This is a genomic window from Flavobacterium sp. W22_SRS_FP1 (assembly GCF_052113685.1).
GTDB lineage: Bacteria > Bacteroidota > Bacteroidia > Flavobacteriales > Flavobacteriaceae > Flavobacterium.
Genome location: NZ_JBGQOE010000009.1, coordinates 76,273 through 98,790 on the forward strand (window position 1 = coordinate 76,273; position 22,518 = coordinate 98,790).

Annotated in this window: 3 protein-coding genes; all 3 read right to left on the minus strand. The window is 37.0% G+C overall.

What is annotated here, in order from left to right; all coding sequences use genetic code 11:
- Positions 1-6: 6 nt before the first annotated feature.
- The 3 genes from ACEN2H_RS07315 to ACEN2H_RS07325 all read right to left on the minus strand — a co-directional run bounded on the left by ACEN2H_RS07315 (position 7) and on the right by ACEN2H_RS07325 (position 21,866).
- Complete coding sequence (locus ACEN2H_RS07315; protein WP_441731666.1) at positions 7-11,604, minus strand: PKD-like domain-containing protein; 11,598 nt, start codon at positions 11,602-11,604, stop codon at positions 7-9.
- 435 nt (positions 11,605-12,039) lie between these two features.
- Complete coding sequence (locus ACEN2H_RS07320) at positions 12,040-16,602, minus strand: LamG-like jellyroll fold domain-containing protein (protein ID WP_441731667.1); 4,563 nt, start codon at positions 16,600-16,602, stop codon at positions 12,040-12,042.
- Between the two features lie 713 nt (positions 16,603-17,315).
- Positions 17,316-21,866, minus strand: a complete 4,551-nt coding sequence (locus ACEN2H_RS07325; RefSeq protein ID WP_441731668.1) for a LamG-like jellyroll fold domain-containing protein — start codon at positions 21,864-21,866, stop codon at positions 17,316-17,318.
- Between the last annotated feature and the right edge of the window lie 652 nt (positions 21,867-22,518).

Consider the following 22,518-nt stretch of genomic DNA (forward strand, 5'->3'; position numbering starts at 1 on the left):
CTTTATCTACTGGATAATTATTTTTGTGCTAAAATCGCCCTTACTCGTGCCAAGCTTAACAATATACACCCCAGAACTTACATTTTTTATTGGAATTTGTAGCTTGTTTTGTTTTCTTTCTTTTACATCCCAATTTGCAATGGATTGGCCCAACAAGTTGAAAATAAAGACCTTGTTTACAGTTCTGTCGCTAAAGTTGTTTTCTATGTTGAGGATTTTGTTATTATTTGTAAAATAAACTAAAATACCTTCAGGCAATTTAAATTCATCTATGCTGAGTGTTTTTTCAGAAAACCGCAAGGAGAATCGGTTGTTGTATTCCCCAATATCAAGTGAAATTTTAAAATCACTATCCCTAAGTTCATGGTATATATTAGTTAGATTGTCAAACAAATAAATTTTAGCTGTGTTAGGCATATTTTCCAAGACATCAATTTTAATGGTTACTAAACCCGGATTAGTGATTGTTATTCCTAAAGGAATAATCTGATTAACATTAAAATCGGGGATCCCTTGAATTATAAATTTGTCATTGCTGAATTCCCAATACATATCATCTGGATTACTATCCTGTAGTGGTGCATCATATGCAATATCAAAAAGATTTGTGGTATTTACATCAGCTCCAACAAGAATCTGTCTGTTTGCCCCTTTTGATGAAATAAAATCAAGTCTTATTTGGGGTCTGATGTCTAGTTTAGTTTTAGTATTTGAACTTGATTTCATAAATAGTGAATTTCCAGAGATTTCAGTCATAAAAGCACGCTGGCTATTTTTGATTACTAATGTTCCTCCAGCAATAATTGGAGAGCTTATAGTAAGTGGCTTGGCAGCAATAAAAAAACCTTGGGCTACAGGTATATAACGATCTGGTATTTTAGAACCTTGACTATTATTATTAATTGTTAATGGGTCGTTTGCAATTGCTCTTAGGCCACCAATTAAGGTGTAGGTTGCGTATCCTCCAGTGTACTGAGCCAAATAATGATTGCTAGTTAAGCCAAAGTGATCCCAAAAACTGAGTACTCCATTAAAGACATTGGAAGTTGCTCTACATAAATTACAATCCTTTAAATTGTCTTTAATAAATTCATCGGCATCAAGAGCTGATGGATAGGGGTTTCCAACTAAATAGGTTTGGTTTGGTGCTAAAGTAAAGGAAAGAGTGCCAGTATTGGGTTTTCCAGCAAAGACATAATTTTGGGTTGTTGAAATGGAAGCACTTCCATCGGTACCTTTCATTGTAAATCCTTCACCAATTTTTATCTGAGCCGTATTTCCTATTCCATTCCATAAATAATAATTCTGTAAACCAGTGTTTGTGCCTGGTGTTATCGAATTATAGGCAAACAACCATCGGTTGCTGATTCGTATAGGGTTTGTTGCAATTCCGTCGGCAAAATAAGCTCCGTCACCGAAATTAATATTTGTAGGGTTGAAAGGATTTGTTGAAACATCGGTTCCGTCTTTTAAAACACCACTTATGGAATAATGGGCATAATCAGTACTTGAACTTACGGGGGAGGACCAATAATTATAATTATAGCTATTTTTTTGCCCTTGTTGGTCTCTCAAAAGTATTCCTGTTCCACCAATAGGATTTGCTGCAGTTCCGGCTTGGACTAATTGTGCCTCTCCGGTTAAACGGATGTCGCCGCTAAGTAATGATAGGTTATTTGAAACGGTTAGCTTAAATCCATCAACAACACTTATTCCTTTGGCACCAGCCAAAGTATTAGTGCTTAAATTAAAAAATGTTTCCTTGGTTTTGATTCCTAGATTTATGGTTTGAATTTGACTTAAAGTGGCTCCATTAAAGGTCACCGTTCCTGTTCCTGGAATAAATTGCCCACTATTTTTCCAGTCTCGGCTAATTTGTAATTCAGAATTATTTGTTGCAACCATCGTAACCGAAGCGCCGCTAGCAATAATTAAATCTCGAGCATTTGCAATATAATTATAAGAAACTGCAAAAGGTGAATTCCTGTCAATTATGGGCATGCCAAAACTTCCGGAAGGAATAGTTGGGATTTGTGCATCTATTGTACTTGTTGGTAAGCCGCCAGCCCAATTCAGGCAGTCAAACCAATCTGCACTTACCAAGCCTGTCCATAAGCCAGGAGTGCCATTTAAGACGGTCACTACTGATGTTCCAGTTAAATCTGTTGGTTTTGCAGCACAATTTGCATCAGTTAATGCTGTAATAGTATAGGATTTATTTGATGTGATATTTGGAATACTAAAATAGAAAGGATTTGCACTTGTTGTTGCTGTTGTTGGTGTAATTCCGTTGCTATAGGTTATATTCCAAGGGGCTATTCCTGATAATAGTACCTTAAAAGTGGTTGTTGTCCCGCTGCAAATTATTTGGGAAGTTTGAATAGCTGCTGTTGGTCTTGGGTTTATAGTTATTGTAAAGGTCTTGGTTGGTCCAGGACAACCTGTCCCTCCATTTGATAAAGCTGGTGTAACTACAATTGTAGCGACTAAAGGGATAGTTCCAGAATTAGTTGCTGTGAAATTAATGTTTCCATTCCCCGATGCTGCTAAACCTATTGAAGGCAAACTGTTAGTCCAAGAATAAGCAGTGGTTCCTCCCGTATTGTTGGTTCCAAAAGGAATAGATATTACACTCTCGGCACAAAATACCTGATTGGAAATTAGGTTTACTTGCCCTATCGGATTTACGGTAACGGTTATCACTTTTGGAATTCCCACACAGCCTTTTGATGTTGAATTAATTGTGTATACAACTGTTCCTATTGTTGTTCCAGTTGCTGTTAAAACTTGAGCAATAGTATTACCACTTCCTGCACTTGCTCCCGAAACATTGGTTTGAACTGCTGTCCAAGAAAATGTTGTGCCTGTCTCTGAACTTGTTAATGGAATATTATATGTTTCTCCAGAACAAATTGTAGCTGGTGATGGTGTTGCGGTTACTATTGGTTTTTGATTTACAGTTACCGTTATATAAGTTGTTCCATCAGGACCTGAACTCGTGCATCCATTTAGATAGGAGGTTACTGCATAAGTAGTAGTGATTGTAGGATATACTACCGCATTTGTGGTATTAGTATTACTTATTATTGTGCCCGTATTGGTGTCAACCCATTGTGAAGTTAAAGCGCCAGGAGGTGCTTCGGGAATTTTGATATTGTCTAACGCCCATGAACTAGCTGTTGTTCCCGTGTATGTAAATCTGATTCTTAAATTGGTTTGTCCTACATAACTTTGTAAATCTATTGAAGTAAAAACAAAATTAGTATAGCTGCCGGCTCCGGAATTGCTCGGACCGGAATAATTATGAGTAACTCCAGAATTTAAAGTGATATTGTAATTTGCTCCGCCGTTTAAAGAGAGTTCTATTTTTAAGTTAGCACCAGTCATTAAGAAATACGCTTGATAAAATTGTAAGGAAGCAGCTGTTAAGCCAAGAGTGTTAAAAACGGGAGTTTCAAGTGTAGATGTTAAATTTCCATGAGCAATCGCAAATTTAGTGTTATCACTGGTATTGTAAGTTATACCGCTAAATAATTTTGGACCATTTGTTTCTAACCAATTATTAGCAACAGTATTGTCGCCACTTGCAGGAAGTTTTTCTTTTCCATCAGCTAACCAACCAGGAGGATTTGCATTATTGAAGCTACCTCCTGTGGCAAGGTTTTGACTTGTGGCGTATCCACTTTGAGACACAAGAGTTGATGACTCACCATTGCATATTGTCGACGGTGTAGCGGTTACGGGAGATGGTTTAATATTAGGAATTACAAATAATGTGGCTGCAGCTGATTTAACAATTGTACAGCCTGCATTTTGTATAACAGCTCTAAATAGAGTAGTTTGTAGAATATTAGTATAATTGAGCGTTGCATTATCTACATTTACCAAAGGAGTGCTCCAAGTACTTCCCGCATTTATTGAAGATTCCCAACCAAGAATTGTACCTATCTGTCCATTTAAAAATATTTGACCAGTGGCTGAATGACAATCCGTAAATTGGTTAGTACCATTTTGAAAAGTTGTCGTACCACCTTCGGTAGGCGCATTCACTGTTACGTCAACGGTAAAAACTGCTCCTGGACAATTATTTGCAGAGGGGGCAACAGTATATCGTATAACACCAGCTGTTGTACCACTATTGCTTAAAGTTTCGGCAATTGTACTTGTTGTACCAGTGTTAAACCCTGAAATGGTTCCGCCAGTTGGCATAGAAATAATAGCTGAGGTCCATGTAAATGTTGTACCGCTAACAGTGGAGTTTAAAAGCACGTTTGTTTGCGAACCACTACAAATGGTTTGTGCAATGGCAGAACCAGTTGGTTTTGGGTTTACTGTAACATCAACTGTAAAAGCTGATCCTGGACAGGAGTTGGCCGTAGGAGTAACTGTATAACGAATACTTCCTGATGTTGTCCCCGAATTGGTTAAAGTCTGTGCAATTGAAGCTCCTGAACCGCTACCAAATCCTGTAATTGTTCCAGCTGTTGGAGTGTTCAGGATTACCGCAGTCCAAGCAAATGTTGTACCGCTCACATTTGAATTTAATGCAACACTTGTTGTTGAACCATTACAAATTATTTGAGAAATAGCAGAGCCCACAGGATTAGGATTGACAGTTATTTGTCCTGTCAATGAACTATTAATACAACTACCGGCCGTTGATATGGTATAATTAAATGTTCCAGCTACCGCGGAAGAACCACTAATTGTGTAAACGCCAGCAGCAGAATCGTATGACCCTATAAGATTAGGGGATCCTGTATTCCATGTAATGGTAGGATTAGTTCCACCATTATTTATTGTGTATTTAATAGGAGTAATCGGTGTATTGATACATTTTGTTTGATTATCTGATCCGGTACCTAAGTTTAAATTAATCGTTGAATCTGGATTTACTGTGATGCTTCCGCTTAAAGAAGCGTTAATACAAAGTCCTTGTGTTGTTACCGTATAACTAAAAGTTCCAACTGCAGAAGGAGTACCACTGATTGTAAAAACTCTAGTTCCAGAATTGTATGAACCTGTAACACCAGCTGGTAGTGTACCAGCTGTAATGGATGCATTAGTTCCACCGCCTCCAATAGCGTAACTGATATTTAGTATGGTATTGATACAATTTGTTGGATTATCTGAACCTGAAGCCGATGATAATACAATAGTTGAATTGGGATTAACCGTCACATCAACAGTAAAAGCAGTTCCTTTACAAGAGTTTGCAGTAGGAATAACGGTATATCGAATAACTCCAAAAGTATTGCCTGTATTGCTTAAAGTTTGAGCAATTGTATTTACTGAACCATTGCTAAATCCAGTAATTGTACCGGCTGTTGGAGCAGTTTGTACGGTTGCAACCCATGTAAATGTTGTACCTATAACAGTTGAGTTTAACGCTATGTTTGTTGTTGAACCACTACAAATCGTTTGAGCAGTGGCAGATCCCACAGGCGCTGGATTAACTGTAACATCAACTGTAAAAGCTGCTCCTATACAAGAGTTTGCAGTAGGAGTAGCGGTATAACGAATAGTTCCCGCAGTGGTTCCTGAATTGGTTAAATTTTGCGTAATTATATTTCCCGAACTATCGCTAAATCCACTAATTGTTCCACTTGTTGGAGTAGCTTGAATAGCTGAAGTCCAAGTGAATGTTGTACCGCTAAGAGTTGAGTTTAATACCACATTTGTTGTTGAACCACTACAAATAGTTTGAGCAGTGGCAGATCCTATTGGTTTTGGATTGATTGTTAATATTGCTGCTGCAGTTTGTATCGAGGAGCAAGTATATCCTGAAGGTCCAGAAATTACCACATCGTAAGTGCCAGCTGTCGCCAATGTTGCCGTTGGAATAGTGAAGGTAGCCGCTGTTGCTCCTAATATGTTAACGCTGTTTTTTCTCCATTGATAAGTCAAAGGATCGCCGCCAGCATTGGCAATCACTGAGAAACTAATATTTGGAGTGTCTTCACAAACAGTTTTTGAAATAGGCTGAGATGTTATGATAATGGATTGATCAACATTCAAGGTTACTTGGTTAGAAGTAATAGCTGAGCAAGTTGCTATCCCGCTAACGATCGCATAATACGGACCGTCATCAGTCAAAGCCGCTTGTGCAAAATTTAAAACATTAGTGGTAGCACCGGTTATATTAGACGAATTCACAACGGCTACTCCACTACCTATTATGCCTTTATACCATTGAAAAGTTAATCCGTCTCCACTCGCTACTATGCCAAATGTTGCAGGGTTGGAAACACAAACACCTACATTAGATGGCTGAGTATTTATAGTTACTAGTCGGTTTATAATCAAAATAGAATTGTTTGATGTTAACGGAGTACAAGGGCTCGCTCCCGTTATTACCACATTATAATTATTAGCGGCATCAGTAGTTTGTAAATTCGAGAGGGTTAAAGTTGATGAGGTCGCACCAGCTATATTGGTTCCGTTTACCAAATTAGTGCTGCCTTTTCTCCATTGGTATATTAAGCCTGCACCCGTTGCATTTACGCTTAAAGTGGCTGTACCTCCTGAACATAAAGTTTGGGTTGCTAGAGCTTGGGTTATAATTGAGACTGCTTGGTTAATGACCAATGTCGCATTATTTGAAGTCAAGGGTGTGCATGGTGTAGCTCCCGTAATTATTACGTTGTAATCAGAAGCCGCATCACCGCTAACTGTTGGATTTATAGTTAATGTAGCTGTGGTAGCACCTGAAATAGTACCTCCATCAGTTAAATTAGTAGTTCCCTTTCTCCATTGATACGTTAATCCAGTTCCTGTGGCAAGTACATTAAAACTTGCTGATGTTCCTGAACAAACAGTTTGTGTTGTTGCGGGTTGAGTACCAATGGCTACTAATTGGTTTACTAAAAGGGCCGAAATATTTGAAGTAACTGCCGAGCAAGGTGCAGTTCCACTGACAACTACAGTATAGCTTGCAGCATCAGTCGAAGCAACATTAGTTATTGTTAAAGTAGATGAAGTTGCGCCAGAAACATTACCTCCGTTCATCAAATTGACTCCTTCTTTTTTCCATTGGTAGTTTAATCCGGAGCCAGTTGCGCTAACGCTAAAAGAAGCCGTATTTCCTGAACATAAGGTTTGTGTAGTTAGTGGTTGGGCAGTTATTGCAACAACTTGCTTTACCACCAAAGCTGCATTATTTGAAGTCAAAGTGTTACACGGAGCCATTCCTGTAATGACTACATTATAATCAGAAGCGGCATCACCAGTAACTGTTGGATTTATCGTTAAAGTCGCTGTGGTAGCACCTGAGATAGAACCTCCATCAGTTAAATTAGTACTTCCTTTTCTCCATTGATACTTTAAACCAGTTCCTGTTGCTACTACATTAATACTTGCTGATGTTCCTGAACATATTGTTTGTGTTGTTGCAGGTTGAATACCAATGGCTACTATTTGGTTTACTAAAAGGGCTGAAATATTTGAAGTTACTGCCGAACAAGGAGCAGTTCCGCTTACAACTACAGAATAATTTGCAGCATCAGAAGCGGCAATATTAGTCATGGTTAATATTGATGAAATTGCTCCAGAAACAGTACCTCCGTTCATCAAATTGACTCCTCCTTTTTTCCATTGGTAGGTTAATCCGGAGCCAGTTGCGTTAACGCTGAAAGAAGCCGCACTTCCTGAACATAAGGTTTGTGTCGTTAGTGGTTGGGCAGTTATTGCAACAACTTGGTTTACCACCAAAGCTGCATTATTTGAAGTCAATGGGTTACAAGGAGCGGTTCCTGTAATGACCACGTTATAATCAGAAGCTGTGTCTGTAGTAACTGTTGGGTTAATAGTTAAAGTTGCCGAAGTAGCTCCTGAAATGGAACCTCCATTTGATAGGTTAATAGTTCCTTTTCTCCATTGGTAGGTTATACCAGCTCCTGTTGCTACCACATTCAAACTAGCTGGTGTTCCCGAACAAACGGACTGATTTGTTGCTGGTTGAGTCCCAATGGCAATTATTTGGTTTACCAAAAGGGCCGAAATATTTGAAGTAACTGCCGAGCAAGGAGCAGCTCCACTAACTACGACTCTATAGTTTGCTGCATCGGCTGTTGTGATATTTGTTAAAGATAATGATGATGAGGTTGCTCCAGAAATAGTACCGCCGTTCACCAAATTGATTCCTGCTTTTTGCCATTGGTAGGTTAAGTCGGAGCCTGTTGCGCTAGCGCTAAAAGTTGCTGTACTTCCTGAACATAAGGTTTGCGTTGCCACTGGTTGAGAAGATATTGCGACCGCTTGGTTTACGGTTAGATTAATTGTAGCTGTTCCAGCTACATTAGGGCATCCACCACCGGTTGGCGTATTAGTAGTAATCTTTAAAATGTCACTACCAATTGTTATAGCAGGAGTGTAAGTTGCACTTACTAAAATCGGATTGGTTGTAGAAGTAACAATATTTGAAAAAGTCCCATTTTGAGCAGTCCACGTTCCGGAGGTTGCATTTCCGGTTAAGGTTCCAACAACCGAAATTGAACCATTTGAACAAACAGATTGTGTGGCTGACGGCACAGTCACTCCATTATAGCTATTGACATTAACAACTAGATTGCTCGAAGGTCCACTATTTCCACATGGATTATAAGCTGTTACAGTAATATTATTATTGCCTAATGTAGCATTTGTTGCCACACTGACCGTTATTTGAGAAGTTCCTACGCCAGAGGTTATTGAAAACCCTGTTGGTAAACTCCATAAATATGTTTCTCCACCTGACATATTAACTGGTATGTTATATACTAATCCAGTGGCTGGAGGACAGATTGCAATTGGGCCAGAAGGCTTATTACTCGCATTATTTCCATTTCCTACAGTCGGTGCGCTAGTAAATACTGTCATAACAATACTATTACTAGTAGCACTTATAGGTGTTGCACAAGTAGCACTTGAAGTCATTACAACTGTGATGTTTGAACCAGTTGCCAATGAGGTAGTTGAATAAGTAGAACTTGTCGCTCCTGTTATATCTACTCCGTTTCTCTTCCATTGATAGATAGGAGTAGTTCCACCATTTACTGGGGTTGCCGTAAATGTGACGTTTGTTCCAGTGGTTGAACAAATAGAAGTAGATGTTGATGTAATAGTCACAGAGGGTACTATAACGGGATTGACAGTGATCGTTCCGGTAGCTGTGGTCTGATTACAAGAACCTGTCGTTGTAACTGTATAAGGAAAGGAGCCACTAGCAGTGGGTGTTCCGTTTATTGTAAGTGTTCCGCCACTATAAATGCCATTTACGCCGGTTGGTAAGCCTGTTACGTTTGCTCCAGTTCCCTCACCGCTAATGGCAAATGTAATAGTACTAATTGCAGTATTAATACACCTAGTTTGATTGTTTGAACCTCCTCCTGAGGTTAAAGTAATTGCTGCGTCTGGACTTACTGTAATTGTTCCAGTTGCTGTTGCTTGGACACAAGGGCCTGTTGTTGTTAGCGTATAGGGAAAAGAGCCACTTGCTGTGGGTGTACCGTTTATTGTAAATGTTCCACCACTATAATTAGTTGTAAGCCCCGCAGGTAATCCTGTTACAGTTGCTCCAGTTCCTCCACCGCTAACTGCAAATGAGATAGTGTTTATCGCAACGTTAATACATTTTGTTTGGTCATTTGTACCTGCTCCAGATGTTAGATTGATTACTGCATTAGGATTAACAATAAGGGTTCCTGTGGCTGTTTTTTGGGCGCAAGTCCCAGTTGTTGTTATTGTATAAGGAAAGGATCCACCTGCTGTGGGTGTACCGCTTATTGTAAATGTACCGCTATTAAATACGCCTATTAAACCTGTCGGTAATCCTGTTACAATTGCTCCAGTTCCCCCACCGCTAATGGCAAATATAATAGTGCTTATTGCTGTATTAATGCATCTGGTTTGATTATTTGTACCTGCGGCGGAAGTTAAAGCGATAACTGCATCTGGACTAACTGTAATGCTCCCAGTTGCTGTTACTTGAACACAAGATCCTGTGGTTGTCACTGTGTAAGGAAAAGTTCCACTAACTGTTGGAGTTCCAGCAATTGTGAAGGTGCTTGCACTAAAGCTTCCTGACACTCCAGCGGGAAGCCCTGATACTGTAGCTCCGGTTCCACCACCACTTATACTATAACTAATATTTGTGAGTGAAGTATTGGCGCATAAGGTCTGATTATTTGTGCTAGCTCCTGAAGTTAAGCTAATGACTGTATCGGGATTTATCGTAATTGTTCCCACAGCGGTAGTCTGAGTACAGCTGCCTGTAGTTGTCACAATATAAGGAAAAGATCCAATTGCTGTAGGTATTCCACTTATGGTAAAGGTTCCTCCATTAAAAGTACCCATTAAACCTCCAGGCAGGCCAGTTACTCCAGCCCCAGTTCCTCCACCGCTGATAGCAAAAGTGACATCGCTTATGGCAACATTAATACATTTTGTTTGATTATTTGAACCTGCTCCTGATGTTAAACTAATTGCTGCAATAGGATAGACTGTTATAACACCCGTTGCTGTTGTTTGGACACAGGTACCGGTTGTTGTGAGTGTGTAGGTAAAAGAGCCGCTTGCTGTGGGTGTGCCGCTAATTGTTACTACGCCTCCACTAAAACTACTTGTTAAACCTGCTGGTAGTCCAGTCACGACTGCTCCAGTTCCTCCACCGCTAATAGCAAATGCAATATACGAAAGCAGCGAATTAGCACATAAAGTTTGATTATTGCTTCCGACTCCAGACGTTAAACTGATTGCAGCATCTGGATTAACTGTTACTTGAATAGCGTTGCTAGTTACCATCGAAGGAGATGGACATGTGGCAGAAGAAGTTACATCTACAGTAACGTTATCATTGTTTGAAAGTGCGTTTGAAGTAAAAGAGGCGCTATTTGCTCCAACGGGGTTACCGTTTACACGCCATTGATAGGTTGGGTTTAGTCCTCCATTATTTAAATTATTGATATTAAATGTAACAGCAGTTCCAACACAAAATGTTGTTTGTGTAGCTGAAATAGTAACTGATGGAACGAGTAAGGAATTTACAGTCATCGTTAATATATTGCTTGTTGCGGTGGGAGGAAGGGGACAAGTCGCACTGGAAGTCATAAGCACTTTTACCTGATTTCCATTAGTTAAGGCAGAAGTTGTATAAGTTGGGCTATTAGATCCAACTGAAGTGGTACCGACGTACCATTGATAAGAGGGAGTTGTACCACCGTTAGTTGCCGTTGCTGTAAAAGTGACAGAAGTTCCTGCACATATAGCATTTCCGGTGTTGGCTGAAATAGTTACCGAGGGAGTGATATTTGGGTTTACAGTAACAGTTGAGGTATCAGTATAAGCGGAAGTACATCCTACTGCTATGATATTATAAGTTGTGGTTGATGATGGGGCGACAATAAAAGTAACATCAGCTCCGTCAGCTATACTTGTTTTAGTTTCAATAACGGTACTTCCTATTCTTAACTGATAATCTTGCAAGTTTACACTACCAGTCAAAATAATTGACGCGCTTTGTCCAATGCAAATTATATCATCCGATACAGTTCTTTCAGCACAATCCTGCCCAAAACAATAAAGACTACTTAGAAACAATAATAGTATAATAAGGTATTTTTTTTTCATGGCAGCTTAACTTTAGAATCAGACAATTAAATATTGCGTAAAAAATGATTTAGAAAAGTCTCTGATGTACCAAGAACAAAACAGTATTTTTTATTTGAGTACTAGCTCAATAAAAAAATGAATCAACCGTAATTTTTTTCATGTTTTTTTTGTCAATTTTAACAAAAAAACAAGTTGGATGATTCTATCATGAATTACCGCCAGTTTAGCGATAATTCCTTAAAACAAATTAAACTTATCTATCTTAAAGTTAAGTATTTAAGAATTATAATTGGCTCGTAAATGCTTTTTTCCGATGAACTTGTTTTCTGGGTGGATAAGGAACTAGTTTTTTGAAAATTAACATTTCTTTTCTGTCAATTAGGTTCACATAAGAACAAAAAAAAACTGCCTTTTTGGGCAGTTTTCTGATTGTTTTCAACTTTGTCGTCTGTTTTATTGAATTATAATTTTTTTACTGTGTTCACCGTCTGAGGTATATACTTTTGCAATGTATATTCCAGAAGTTAGATTTTTAATGGGTAGCTGGATATTTAGTTGCGATTGATCGACGATATCCCAATTCCCAACGGGTAATCCATCTATATTAAACAAAGTTACTTTGTAAATTTTAGTTTTCAAGGATTTTTTCTTTATCTCAACAATATTTTTTTTCTGAAAATAACTTATTTTTATGTTTTCCTTTTTTATGTTTTCTTCATTTTCCTCTTCTTTTCCTTTTTTTCCTTTTTGTTCAAAACACAGTGAGAAGCGATTGTTTTTTTCTCCGCTAGTAATAAAAACTTCATAGTCGTTTTTTTGGATATCGTTATAACTGTCATTTTCCGAGTCATAAATAAATATTTTTTCGTTTTTGTCGAAATTTTCAAGCCCATCGATCATGAATTTTACCATCCCGTCTTTATCGGCTTTCACTCCGATAGGGAAGACGTCATTTTTGTCAAAGTGGCCAACTCCCTGAATTATTAATTGGCCCGTATTATTCAAAAAATACATGTCATTAGTAAAACTATCAAAGTTAAAACCGTCATAGCCATTATCAATACCTGAAGTTGCTTTTTCTTCCATAAATCCCAACAATACTTGACGGTGATAATTATTACTAGAATTATAACCTAGACGAATTCTTTTATAAGTATCCTTTTCTATAATGTCATTATTATTGTTATTTAAAGAATTGTCTTTCTTAGTTTTTGGCGCTGATTTATACATGATATTTGAAACATCAGTCTCGTCCTCTTTATGAAAACCTCTTTGAGAATTTTTATAAACGATGGGACCTGTTGGATTTGTGTTTCCGGATATAAAAAAGCTTTGACCGACGGGTATAAATTGGTTTGGAATACCCCGGGTACTGGATCCTAAGCCACTGATAAAGTCTACTCCTGATGAAGTTGGCGGGACCCCGCCTGTTAGATTTCTTTGGGCATAACCACCTTGATAGTCTCTAAGGATATGTGTGTCGTTAGTAGTATAGTGTTCCCAAAAATACAAAGTACCATTCATGGAGGTTAAATTGTCATTTATGAATGCATTCGCATCTAGTGCAGAAGGGTAGGGGTTCCCTGCTAAAAGTAACTGATTAGCGCTAATAGTATTTGTATCAATTGTCCCATTATTTGGTTTCCCGACGAAGCTGTAGTTTTGAGTCGGTCCTGTCGCTCCACTTCCTTTTAAAGTATATCCTTGACCAACACGTATGGATCCAGTTTCTCTTACTTGAACCCAATTTGCATAAGCGTTTGCGTAATTATCAAATTTGAAAATCCAATATCGTGCTAGGCTGATAGGCGCGCTTGGTGCACCATCATATCCACCAACCCAATTGATTGCTGAAGGTGATAAGGGGTTAGTTCCATCTTTCATTACACCTGCAACAGTATAATTAGTATTATTCGAAGTTGTATTTATAGAACTCACGGGAGAGCTCCAATAGTTATAATTAAACTTGTTTGATTGACCCTGCTGGTCTCTTTTTATTGACCCAGCGCTATTTTCGTCTAATATACTTCCTTCCGTTTGTATTAATTGTGACTTTCCTACGAGGTCTATTTTTCCATCTAGTTTTAGATAATGGGAAACTTGTATTTTCGAATCGTTTTCCGCACTTAAGATGTTACTATTGACCAATAAACCCAAAACTGTTTTGTTGCCAGTGGAGGTTATGTAGTGATCCGTTTTAACGATATTCCAATCTATCCAAGTTGATCCATCAATGGCTAAACCGTTAGGTGCGTCCCAAACAGGATAATTAGTCCAAGTGTCGTCTGTTGACCAATCCTGATTACTAATTCTGGATGTATAAGGTAAAGGAGCTGTGTCTGGTTGTTGCGTACTAATATTTCTTAATTTTCCGTCTTTAGCTGATGTGGCTTTGCCTAAAACATATCCATTAACAATGTCATTTATAGGATTCATTTGGTAATAGCCATCAAGATTGGCCCAGCTTAAACCGGCTACGTCTAGTGGCACGATGGCTCCTTTGACATTTCCACCATTGTTTTGTATTTCTTGGTTCATCATTTGTCGAATTTGATCTACTGTCAATTCTACTTTCCAAATACGGAGCTCGTCCATCCATCCATTAAAATAGTTAAAAGGGATTCCGCTACTTTGATCCATTGCTCCGACAATACAATTGGCGGTATTATTTAGGATAGGGTTATTCCCTGCAACATTTGTTTTTACAGGAATACCATCGATATACAAATTATAGTTTGTACCGTTGAATGTAACTGCAACATGATACCATCTATCTGTATTTATCGGATGTAAGGATTCGATAGTGTTTCCATCATTCCAATTAAAAGAGATAATATTGTTCACTAATTTTAAATCATAACCATCGGCTGTGCTTGAACCTTGTCGTTTCGAAATTATCGTTTGCTTGTTTCCATTTGATGCATTCGATTTTATCCAAGTCTCTAAACTAAATGAACCAGAACTCAAATTGTAATTATTTTTAAAAGTCACATTGTCATCAATTCCATCAAAATCTAGAATATTACAATTTACAAATGTCACTAAAACTTCATCTTTTGTATCTGCGCATCCTGTGGTCCATCTCAACAAGTACTCGCCAGCATTAGGGCTATAAAAGGTAGAGCTCGTGCTGGTGTTGTTTGAAAACACTTCTCCTCCACCCTCAGGGCCGCTTAGAATAGTCCAATTACCTGTTGTTCCAGAGGTTGCGTTTAAGTTTACAGTCTCTCCTCCACAAGAAAGGATTTGATCTGGGCCTGCCAATGCATAAAAACAAGGGCTTCCAGAGGTGTCTAATGCAACAATTGTAGGTTCTGTAATTGGAATTTGGCAACCTGTAGTATTGTCAAAACCTTTAAAAATTGTTTTAGTTGCTGCTACTCCGGAAACAGCACCTGTACCAGTGACTGTTCCACTAACTGAAATTACAGAATCACAACTATTATTAACAATAACGGCGCAGTCCTCTGTTGCAGTTACTTTAAAAGTTAGTGTTGCTAATAAAGTATTAGGATCGGAAGGCAAAGGCAGTGTTCCCATGTCCCAAATAATAGATTGAGTAGGAGCATCATAATAAGGAGAATTCGTCGTCGTTACCGTCGCATCTTTTGTTATAGCGATACTACCAACCAGAAAATTAATGGTGTTAGATATTGGAATAGTCACTATGTTATTGTTTATGGCTTCAGTACCCTTGTTCTTAATTGCAAGGGTATATGATATTTCTTGCCCAGGTAATACACTATAAGGCTGCGGAGGATTGGAAATAGCATTGATTGTATTGATTGAAATAAAACCTTCGGGTTCTGGGATATAGGTATCTACTGACATTGCGAAACCAAATATGGTAAATACTTCATAAGTGGATCCAAACCTAAAATTTGTAGTCGTTTGATTATTTCCTATTACGGAATTTCCTAGATTCTGAATTGTAAACATACTAAAATCAACCCCTGTATTATTTTGTAAAATAGGGTCGCTTTTACCCGCGGCGGGTATGGGGAATATAGAGGAATTGAAGAAGTTAGTAGAGGAGTTCCCAGCGTGATTTAATGTCAAATAGTTGGTCGTGTTATAAACATTTGGGTCTGCATTTAGTTTTTGTACTGCCAGGTAATCAGTTCCTGAGTTTGTAGCTACATCTCCTTCAGCTGCCATCACGCCTAGTTTCATATTCACTGGGCCTGCTCCCACTGTGGTGAATCCTGAAATTGGAATAGTTCCGTATTCTCCGCCACCGGCACGTTGTCCGTTTACATAAGCATAACCATCAAAAAGAGTTATTGCACGACTTTTCATGATAGGATTTTCATAAATTACAATCATTACCCAGCCGCCCGATAACCCTGGGTTTGAGTTCGTTCCTTCGGTTAAGGCAATATCTGCTACAGTATAAGCGCCTGGGCCATGTGTTTTTACATAGTCAGTGACTTCTTGATAGCCAATAAAAATACCACTTTGAGCGGCCCCCGGAAATCGAATTTCGAAATCTACTCCTTTTGGTTTTGCTGTGATAGAGGTATAATTAGTTGCACCTGGTCCTTTTAAGGAAATTACCTTTTTGTCGTAATTTTTTGTAACTGAATTTTTTGTAACTGAAAAAGTCTCATTCGCGTCATTTGATTTTCCAGTCCAGTATAGCCCTGCAAAAATAACCGTTGAACAATTTTGGTTAGCGCTATTTTCTCCTGAATTAGATGCTTCAAGGGTAGCCATAGAAGAATTTAAAGTAGAAGGATCACCATCGATATCCACGTATTTCATCGAATTACCTTCATTATTAGTAGTTGTACTGTAATTTACAAGAGTTAGGTTGGTATTCCCTAACATGGTGAAATCACCTTTGAGATTATAGATGGTTTGTGTTGGCGTAGCGGAGGAGGTTCTTTGCGAAAATCCAACCTGCGCAGATGTTAAAGTTTGAGCTTTCATTTCAGTGGGTGCCAACAAAAATAATAATGACATTATTAAAAAGCACAATTGAAACATTGGGTTTTCAAAATATAGTTTTTTCATGTTAATTTGGGGCTTAAACATTTTTCACAATTGATTTATTACTGATATCAAAAGTAAGGAGAAATGGACGAGTAGCCGATTAAAAGCATATAAAACCGTTTAAATACATAAAATAAAGTAAAAATGTAAGGAGAATAGTATGTAAAAGTCGTTCTTTTTTTAGCTTTTTACTGTTCATAGTGACATGATTTTCAATTATATGGCATAAAAAAAATATTAATTATCTTACATATAGTTGAGAAAGGATAACTATAAAAAACATATTCAGTATTCTTTTTTTTGCGCAGATTCAAACTCAGTACGAAATCCAATCTCTTGAACTATTTTAAAATTTGAATTTTCAAGTAAAATCACTACTTGAATATTAGTTTAATTTCCTTTTTTCAAGTAGAGGAAGTACAGTTGTTATTTTCTTAAGAGTAAGGTATTTTAAGTATGATTTTTTGAAGCGTAATTTTAATTATAATAAAATGAAAAGTAAAGCCGCTAAACAAGAGTTATGCCTAACATCTACGCCAAACAATAATAGAGAGAGGATATTTTTAAGAATCGTTTTTGACTTATAAAAATTTTTTTTTTGGAGCTTTTTTACACATAAGTTACTTACTTAAGCAAAACAGGTTTCTTGTTTCGCTCAAATGGAGATCATCAAATAGCAAAAAAAAGCAGCCTTTTATGCAGATTTTTATTTTATGAAAATTTCAGATCAATTTTCAGGGTATAATTATTTTTTTACTTAGTTGTCCTTTTGAGGTATAAACTTTAAGTATGTACATTCCAGAACTGATCGTTTTAATTGAGAGTTGTATATTTTGATCTTTTTCATTTTCTAAATTCCAATTAAGAATCATTTGACCATTTACATTGTATAAAGTTATTTTATTTAATTTTCTGTCTACTAGTCTGTTGTGAACTGTTAGAGAGTTGCTGTCTTTTTGATGGCTTATAACTAAGTTTTTTTCATTTATTACTTCTTCTTTGACAGCTAATTTTGCATCAGTAAATCTTAGAGAAAAGCGAGTTTTATTCTCTCCTTTGGGCAGAATAATTTCAAACGGTTGGTTTGTTATATTGTGATAGCTGTCATTTTCACTATCATAAATATAAACTGATTGGTCCGGACTGAAGTTTTCCAAGGCATCAACCATAAACGATACTTTGCCTTCAATATTGGCTTTTACACCAATAGGAAAAGAGCTATTTGCATCAAAAAAACCTTCTCCTTGAATGATTAACTTATTTACTCCATTGAGAAAATACATGTCATTAGCGAAATTATCAAAATTATAACCCTCATAACCATAATCCATCCCACTTGTAGCATTTTCGTTCATAAAGCCAAGTAATACTTGACGATGGTATCCATTATTAGAATTGAAACCTAAACGGATTTTTTTAAAAGTGTTATTTGTCACAAGGGAATCATTGTCGTTAATATTAGTTTTTATTTTATGGTTTGCTCTAGTTTTAAACATAGTATTCGAATCAACATCATTCTCTTTATGGAAAGCTCTTTGACTATTTTGGAAAGTTACTTTTGAATTAATGGAACCTGATTTTCCTGAAATAAAGAATCCTTGCCCAACTGGAATAAATCGTCCGGGAATTTTTGAGCTAGATCCTGAGCCGCTTATTAAAGCAGGAGAAACTGGAGGAACTCCATCCGTTAAGTTTCTTACTGCATAACCACCTTGATAATCCCTTAAAACATGAGTAGTGTTAGTTGTATAATGTTCCCAGAAATACAATGCTCCGTCGATGGAGCCTAGATTATCTTTTATAAATTCTTCTGCATCCAAAGCGGAAGGATAGGGATTTCCCGCTAAAAGTAACTGATTAGCGCTAATAGTATTTGAATCAATTGTCCCATTATTAGGTTTCCCAACAAAGGTATAGTTCTGAGTTCCAGTGCTGGCTCCACTTCCCTTTAGTGTAAAGCCTTGGCCAACTCGAAGAGTAGCATTTTCATTGATTTGTGACCAGCTTGCGTATTCATTTGCATAATTATCAAATTTATATAACCAGTAACGGGCTAAACTAATTGGCGGTGTTGGATCACCATTATATCCTCCTATCCAATTAATATCTTGAGGTATTGCTGTAGTTCCGTCTTTCATCATAGCGGCAACAGCGTAATCCATGTTGTTAGCAGTTGTGTTTATGGGACTCACCGGCGAACTCCAGTAATTATAATTATATTTGTTTGATTGCCCTTGTTGGTCTCGTTCTATAGAACCTGAACTTGTAACATCTAAATCGCTTTCTGTTGTTTGTACTAATTGAGACATTCCTACTAAATCTATTTTTCCATCCAGTTTTAGATACCAATCGTTTTGTATTTTAGTATCATTATTCATTACGATAGTTACTCCTGGATCCGTAACCATTCCTAAATTGACAAAATTTGAGTTTTCTGTAATGTCATGTTTGATTTTTACAATAGACCATTCAAAATCTATGATATCAAGTCCTTGAATATCTTTTGAAGGATCATCTACCGCAGCGGCAAAAGATTCAGATCTTAAAGTAATAAAGGGCATTGGTGCCTCTTGTAAATGAATGTTTTTTACATTATAGATTCTCGCTCCTGATAGATCTGTAGCTATTGTAGTAAGGTCATCAATCACATTATCTTTGTAAACGTCCAAACGATAATATCCCAATAAAGTACTAAAAGGCAAAGATTCTGGTGCGGTAGCAATGTTTTTAGGAACTATTTCTCCTCTTATTTCGGAACTGTAATTATTGATTTCTTGGTAAACCATTCTTTGTAATTCCGATTCGGTTAGGGCTGTATTAAAAACACGAACTTCATCAATTTTACCTTTGAAATATTTGTTTTTTGCGCTTGGGTTTTTTCCTATGGTCAATAGGGAAGGATCTGTTGTAATATTCCCTGTCAAAGCAATACTTTTTACCATTGAACCATTTTGGTATAATTTTATGTTTGCACCATCATAGGTAGCTGCAACATTATACCATTGTTTTTTTTCTAATGCCCAAGCAAAATAAGTAGATGTACCATTCAAATATACTTCGAGTTTTCTATCGTTTCGAATACGAATTTGAAAATTATTTTGGCCCACAACAACTCCTTCATTTAAGAAATCATCACTCAAATTTACCCATGCCATGAGCGATGCGCTAGCTAATCCTCCCAGAATGGCAGTGCTTTGGGCATAGTCATTGCGACCATCAAAATCAATAAATAATTTGTTGTTTAAGTCTCTAGGTGATCCAAATTGAGCTGCATTAGTGTCAAAAGTATCTAGAATACCATCTTTGTCAATGTCTGTTGTTCCGTCAATTATACCATCGTTATTGGAATCCAATGTCTTATTGTCATAAATCAACAATGTGTTTGCAATATCAAAAGTACTTCCATTAGAAGTTAAATCTAAATAATCTGGAATTCCATCGCCATCAGTATCTTTTAAATAGGTAGTATCTGGATTGGCATTTGCAACACCTTGGTCTAAATTTCCGTATTGATTTGTTGTCCCAATACCGTAATCATAAATATCTAAGATTCCATCGCCATAACCTTCAGCTATTCCATCCCCGTTGACATCTTTGCTCCTAAATGTTTCTGATTCTGGTCCATCAGCTACTCCGTCTCCGTTAATATCGCCATCGCCATTTTCATAGCCTGGAACAGCATTTGTATTTCCGGCACCAGATTCATCTACATCAAAAAGACTGTCGTTATCACTATCTAAATCTATATAATTTGGTATCCCATCACCATCAGAATCTAATGTAGTTATTGCCGCCGCAGATTCGGCACTATCATGCAGCCCGTTTCCGTTACTATCGACCCACGGCACGTCTATTTTACCTTTACCATTACTTAAGTTGCCTAAGCCGACTTCAACTACATCTGGAATGCCATCATTATCGGCATCTAGGTCAAACATATCCGCAACGCCATCGTTATCTAAATCACATAAGGTTTGTGAAATTAAAATGTCGTCTAATGCTAGGTCATTACCACCACCACCAGGGGCGTTGTTTTTGAAACGGATGGTAAAAGCGTTAAGATTCCCTAGGTTGACACTAGTTGTAAATTGTTTCCAAACTCCTTGACTACAGCTGTTGTCTGTTGTACTTCCGGCGCATCTGCCAATGTTTCCAGTATTGAAGGAGGTCAGAAAATTGTTTGATAAATCATAAAATTCTACGGTTACATTGGGTAAAATCGAGCCAGAAAAAGTAGATTGTGCCATAATATTCAATACCCAAAAACTATATGTTATAGGTAAATTTGACAATACTCCAGTGATAGTTGTTTCGTAAAATGTGCCCGGATCAAAAGCGGCATTAAAAACGGCCATTCTTCCGTTAATGTCGTCCGGGGTATGATCTTCTCCGTTATACCATGCTAAATCACCGTGAATATTTTCAGGATCACTGCTTACTGTGCCGGTTATTTTAGATACAACTGTATATTCACCGTCATCTAATATTTTAGATGACAATAAAGGACATTCTGATGTGTTTATGCCTACAGTTCCATCCTCGTAACAATAAGTGGTTGTGGCATTATATGCAGCAGTAAAGTTTGAAGTTCGTCCTCCTGTGCCAAAAGTTTCGTTTAGAAACTTATACGCTACTTTATGACCATTTGCGCTATTACAATTTGCTTCCTCAGTAGTATCAAGAATTCCATCATTGTCATCATCTACATCAAAATTATCGTCGACACCATCCCCATCACCATCAAAAAAAGTTTGGATTCCTGTCCCTTGGATAGAAAAATTGTAAGGATTTTCATCGCTATCATTGTTTATAATCGAAATTGTAGTCGTTTTTAAGCCTAAGGTGTTAGGGTCGAAGCTAATAGAAAAGGTTGAACTGCCTCCAGCAGCAACCAAAGCGTTAGGACTCGTGACAATTGTGAAATCGGCTGTATTAGAAATAGTTATTGGTCCTATTGACAAGTCCGCTTGTCCTGTATTTTGAATTGTAAAAGTTTTTATGATTACTCCTGTAGTTGTTTCCATAGAACCAAAGTCTGTCCAATCTAAACTACTTGGAGTAGTGTCTCCATCTACTATTGTTGTTGCATTACCTTGAATGTTTATTTCTGGGCTCTTAGGCGCTGTTGATAAATTTTTATTACGAGTAAAGGATGTACTTTTTATTTTTATTGCAAGGAATGTGTTATTAAACAAGATATTGTCATTTATATCATAAAATGATAAAGCGGCGGTGTTCGTGAGATTAGAAGGAGAAACTTTAGAGTAGCTGATTGCCATGCTCATCAAAAGAGCTATTAAAAAATATTTTTTAGGCAAAAAAAGTAGAATTTTAGTCATAGACTCCTAGAGTGAAAGTTTTTTTTCTTTTAATTTTAGAAACTAGTAATCGATATTCATCAACGCGGTAATTTGTTACGCAATTTTTGTGTAAACCGTTGAGGTTTTAGTATTTTTATTTAATAGGTCCGGTTAGAGTTTTGATTATTTAATCTTCCAAAAATACATATATCTTACCTTAAAACCGTTTAAAAGCAAATAAAACCGATAAAAGACATAAAATTGAATAAAAAAATAAGATGAATAGGATCAAAACGATTTTTTTTTTGATGTTTATTATCCACGATATCTCCTTTCTTTAATTTTAGGTGCTTCAATAAATTCTTGTAAAATTTAATTTTACCACATCAAGAGTACGTAACTTTATCTTTAATCTTGCTTATAAAAAAGTCTTAGGGTAGAAAAAGGATTGTTCGATTTGCTTTAATGTGCTTTATATTTCCGCAGCTCGTCGGCTAATGAATAAAACAGGAATACGTCCATTATATTTTGCCTGTTAGCTACCAGAAATTTTAAAAATAAAAGAAATAAAACATAAAGAGGTTTAGTCTAGACAACTTATCTCAATTAATTATTTTTAATTTTTTTTTGTTATTTG

Excerpts from the sequence above, each read along its gene's own strand:
- ACEN2H_RS07315 (WP_441731666.1), bottom strand. The coding sequence starts at position 11,604 with ATGAAAAAAAAATACCTTATTATACTATTATTGTTTCTAAGTAGTCTT.
- ACEN2H_RS07325 (WP_441731668.1), bottom strand. The coding sequence starts at position 21,866 with ATGAGCATGGCAATCAGCTACTCTAAAGTTTCTCCTTCTAATCTCACG.
- ACEN2H_RS07320 (WP_441731667.1), bottom strand. The coding sequence starts at position 16,602 with ATGAAAAAACTATATTTTGAAAACCCAATGTTTCAATTGTGCTTTTTA.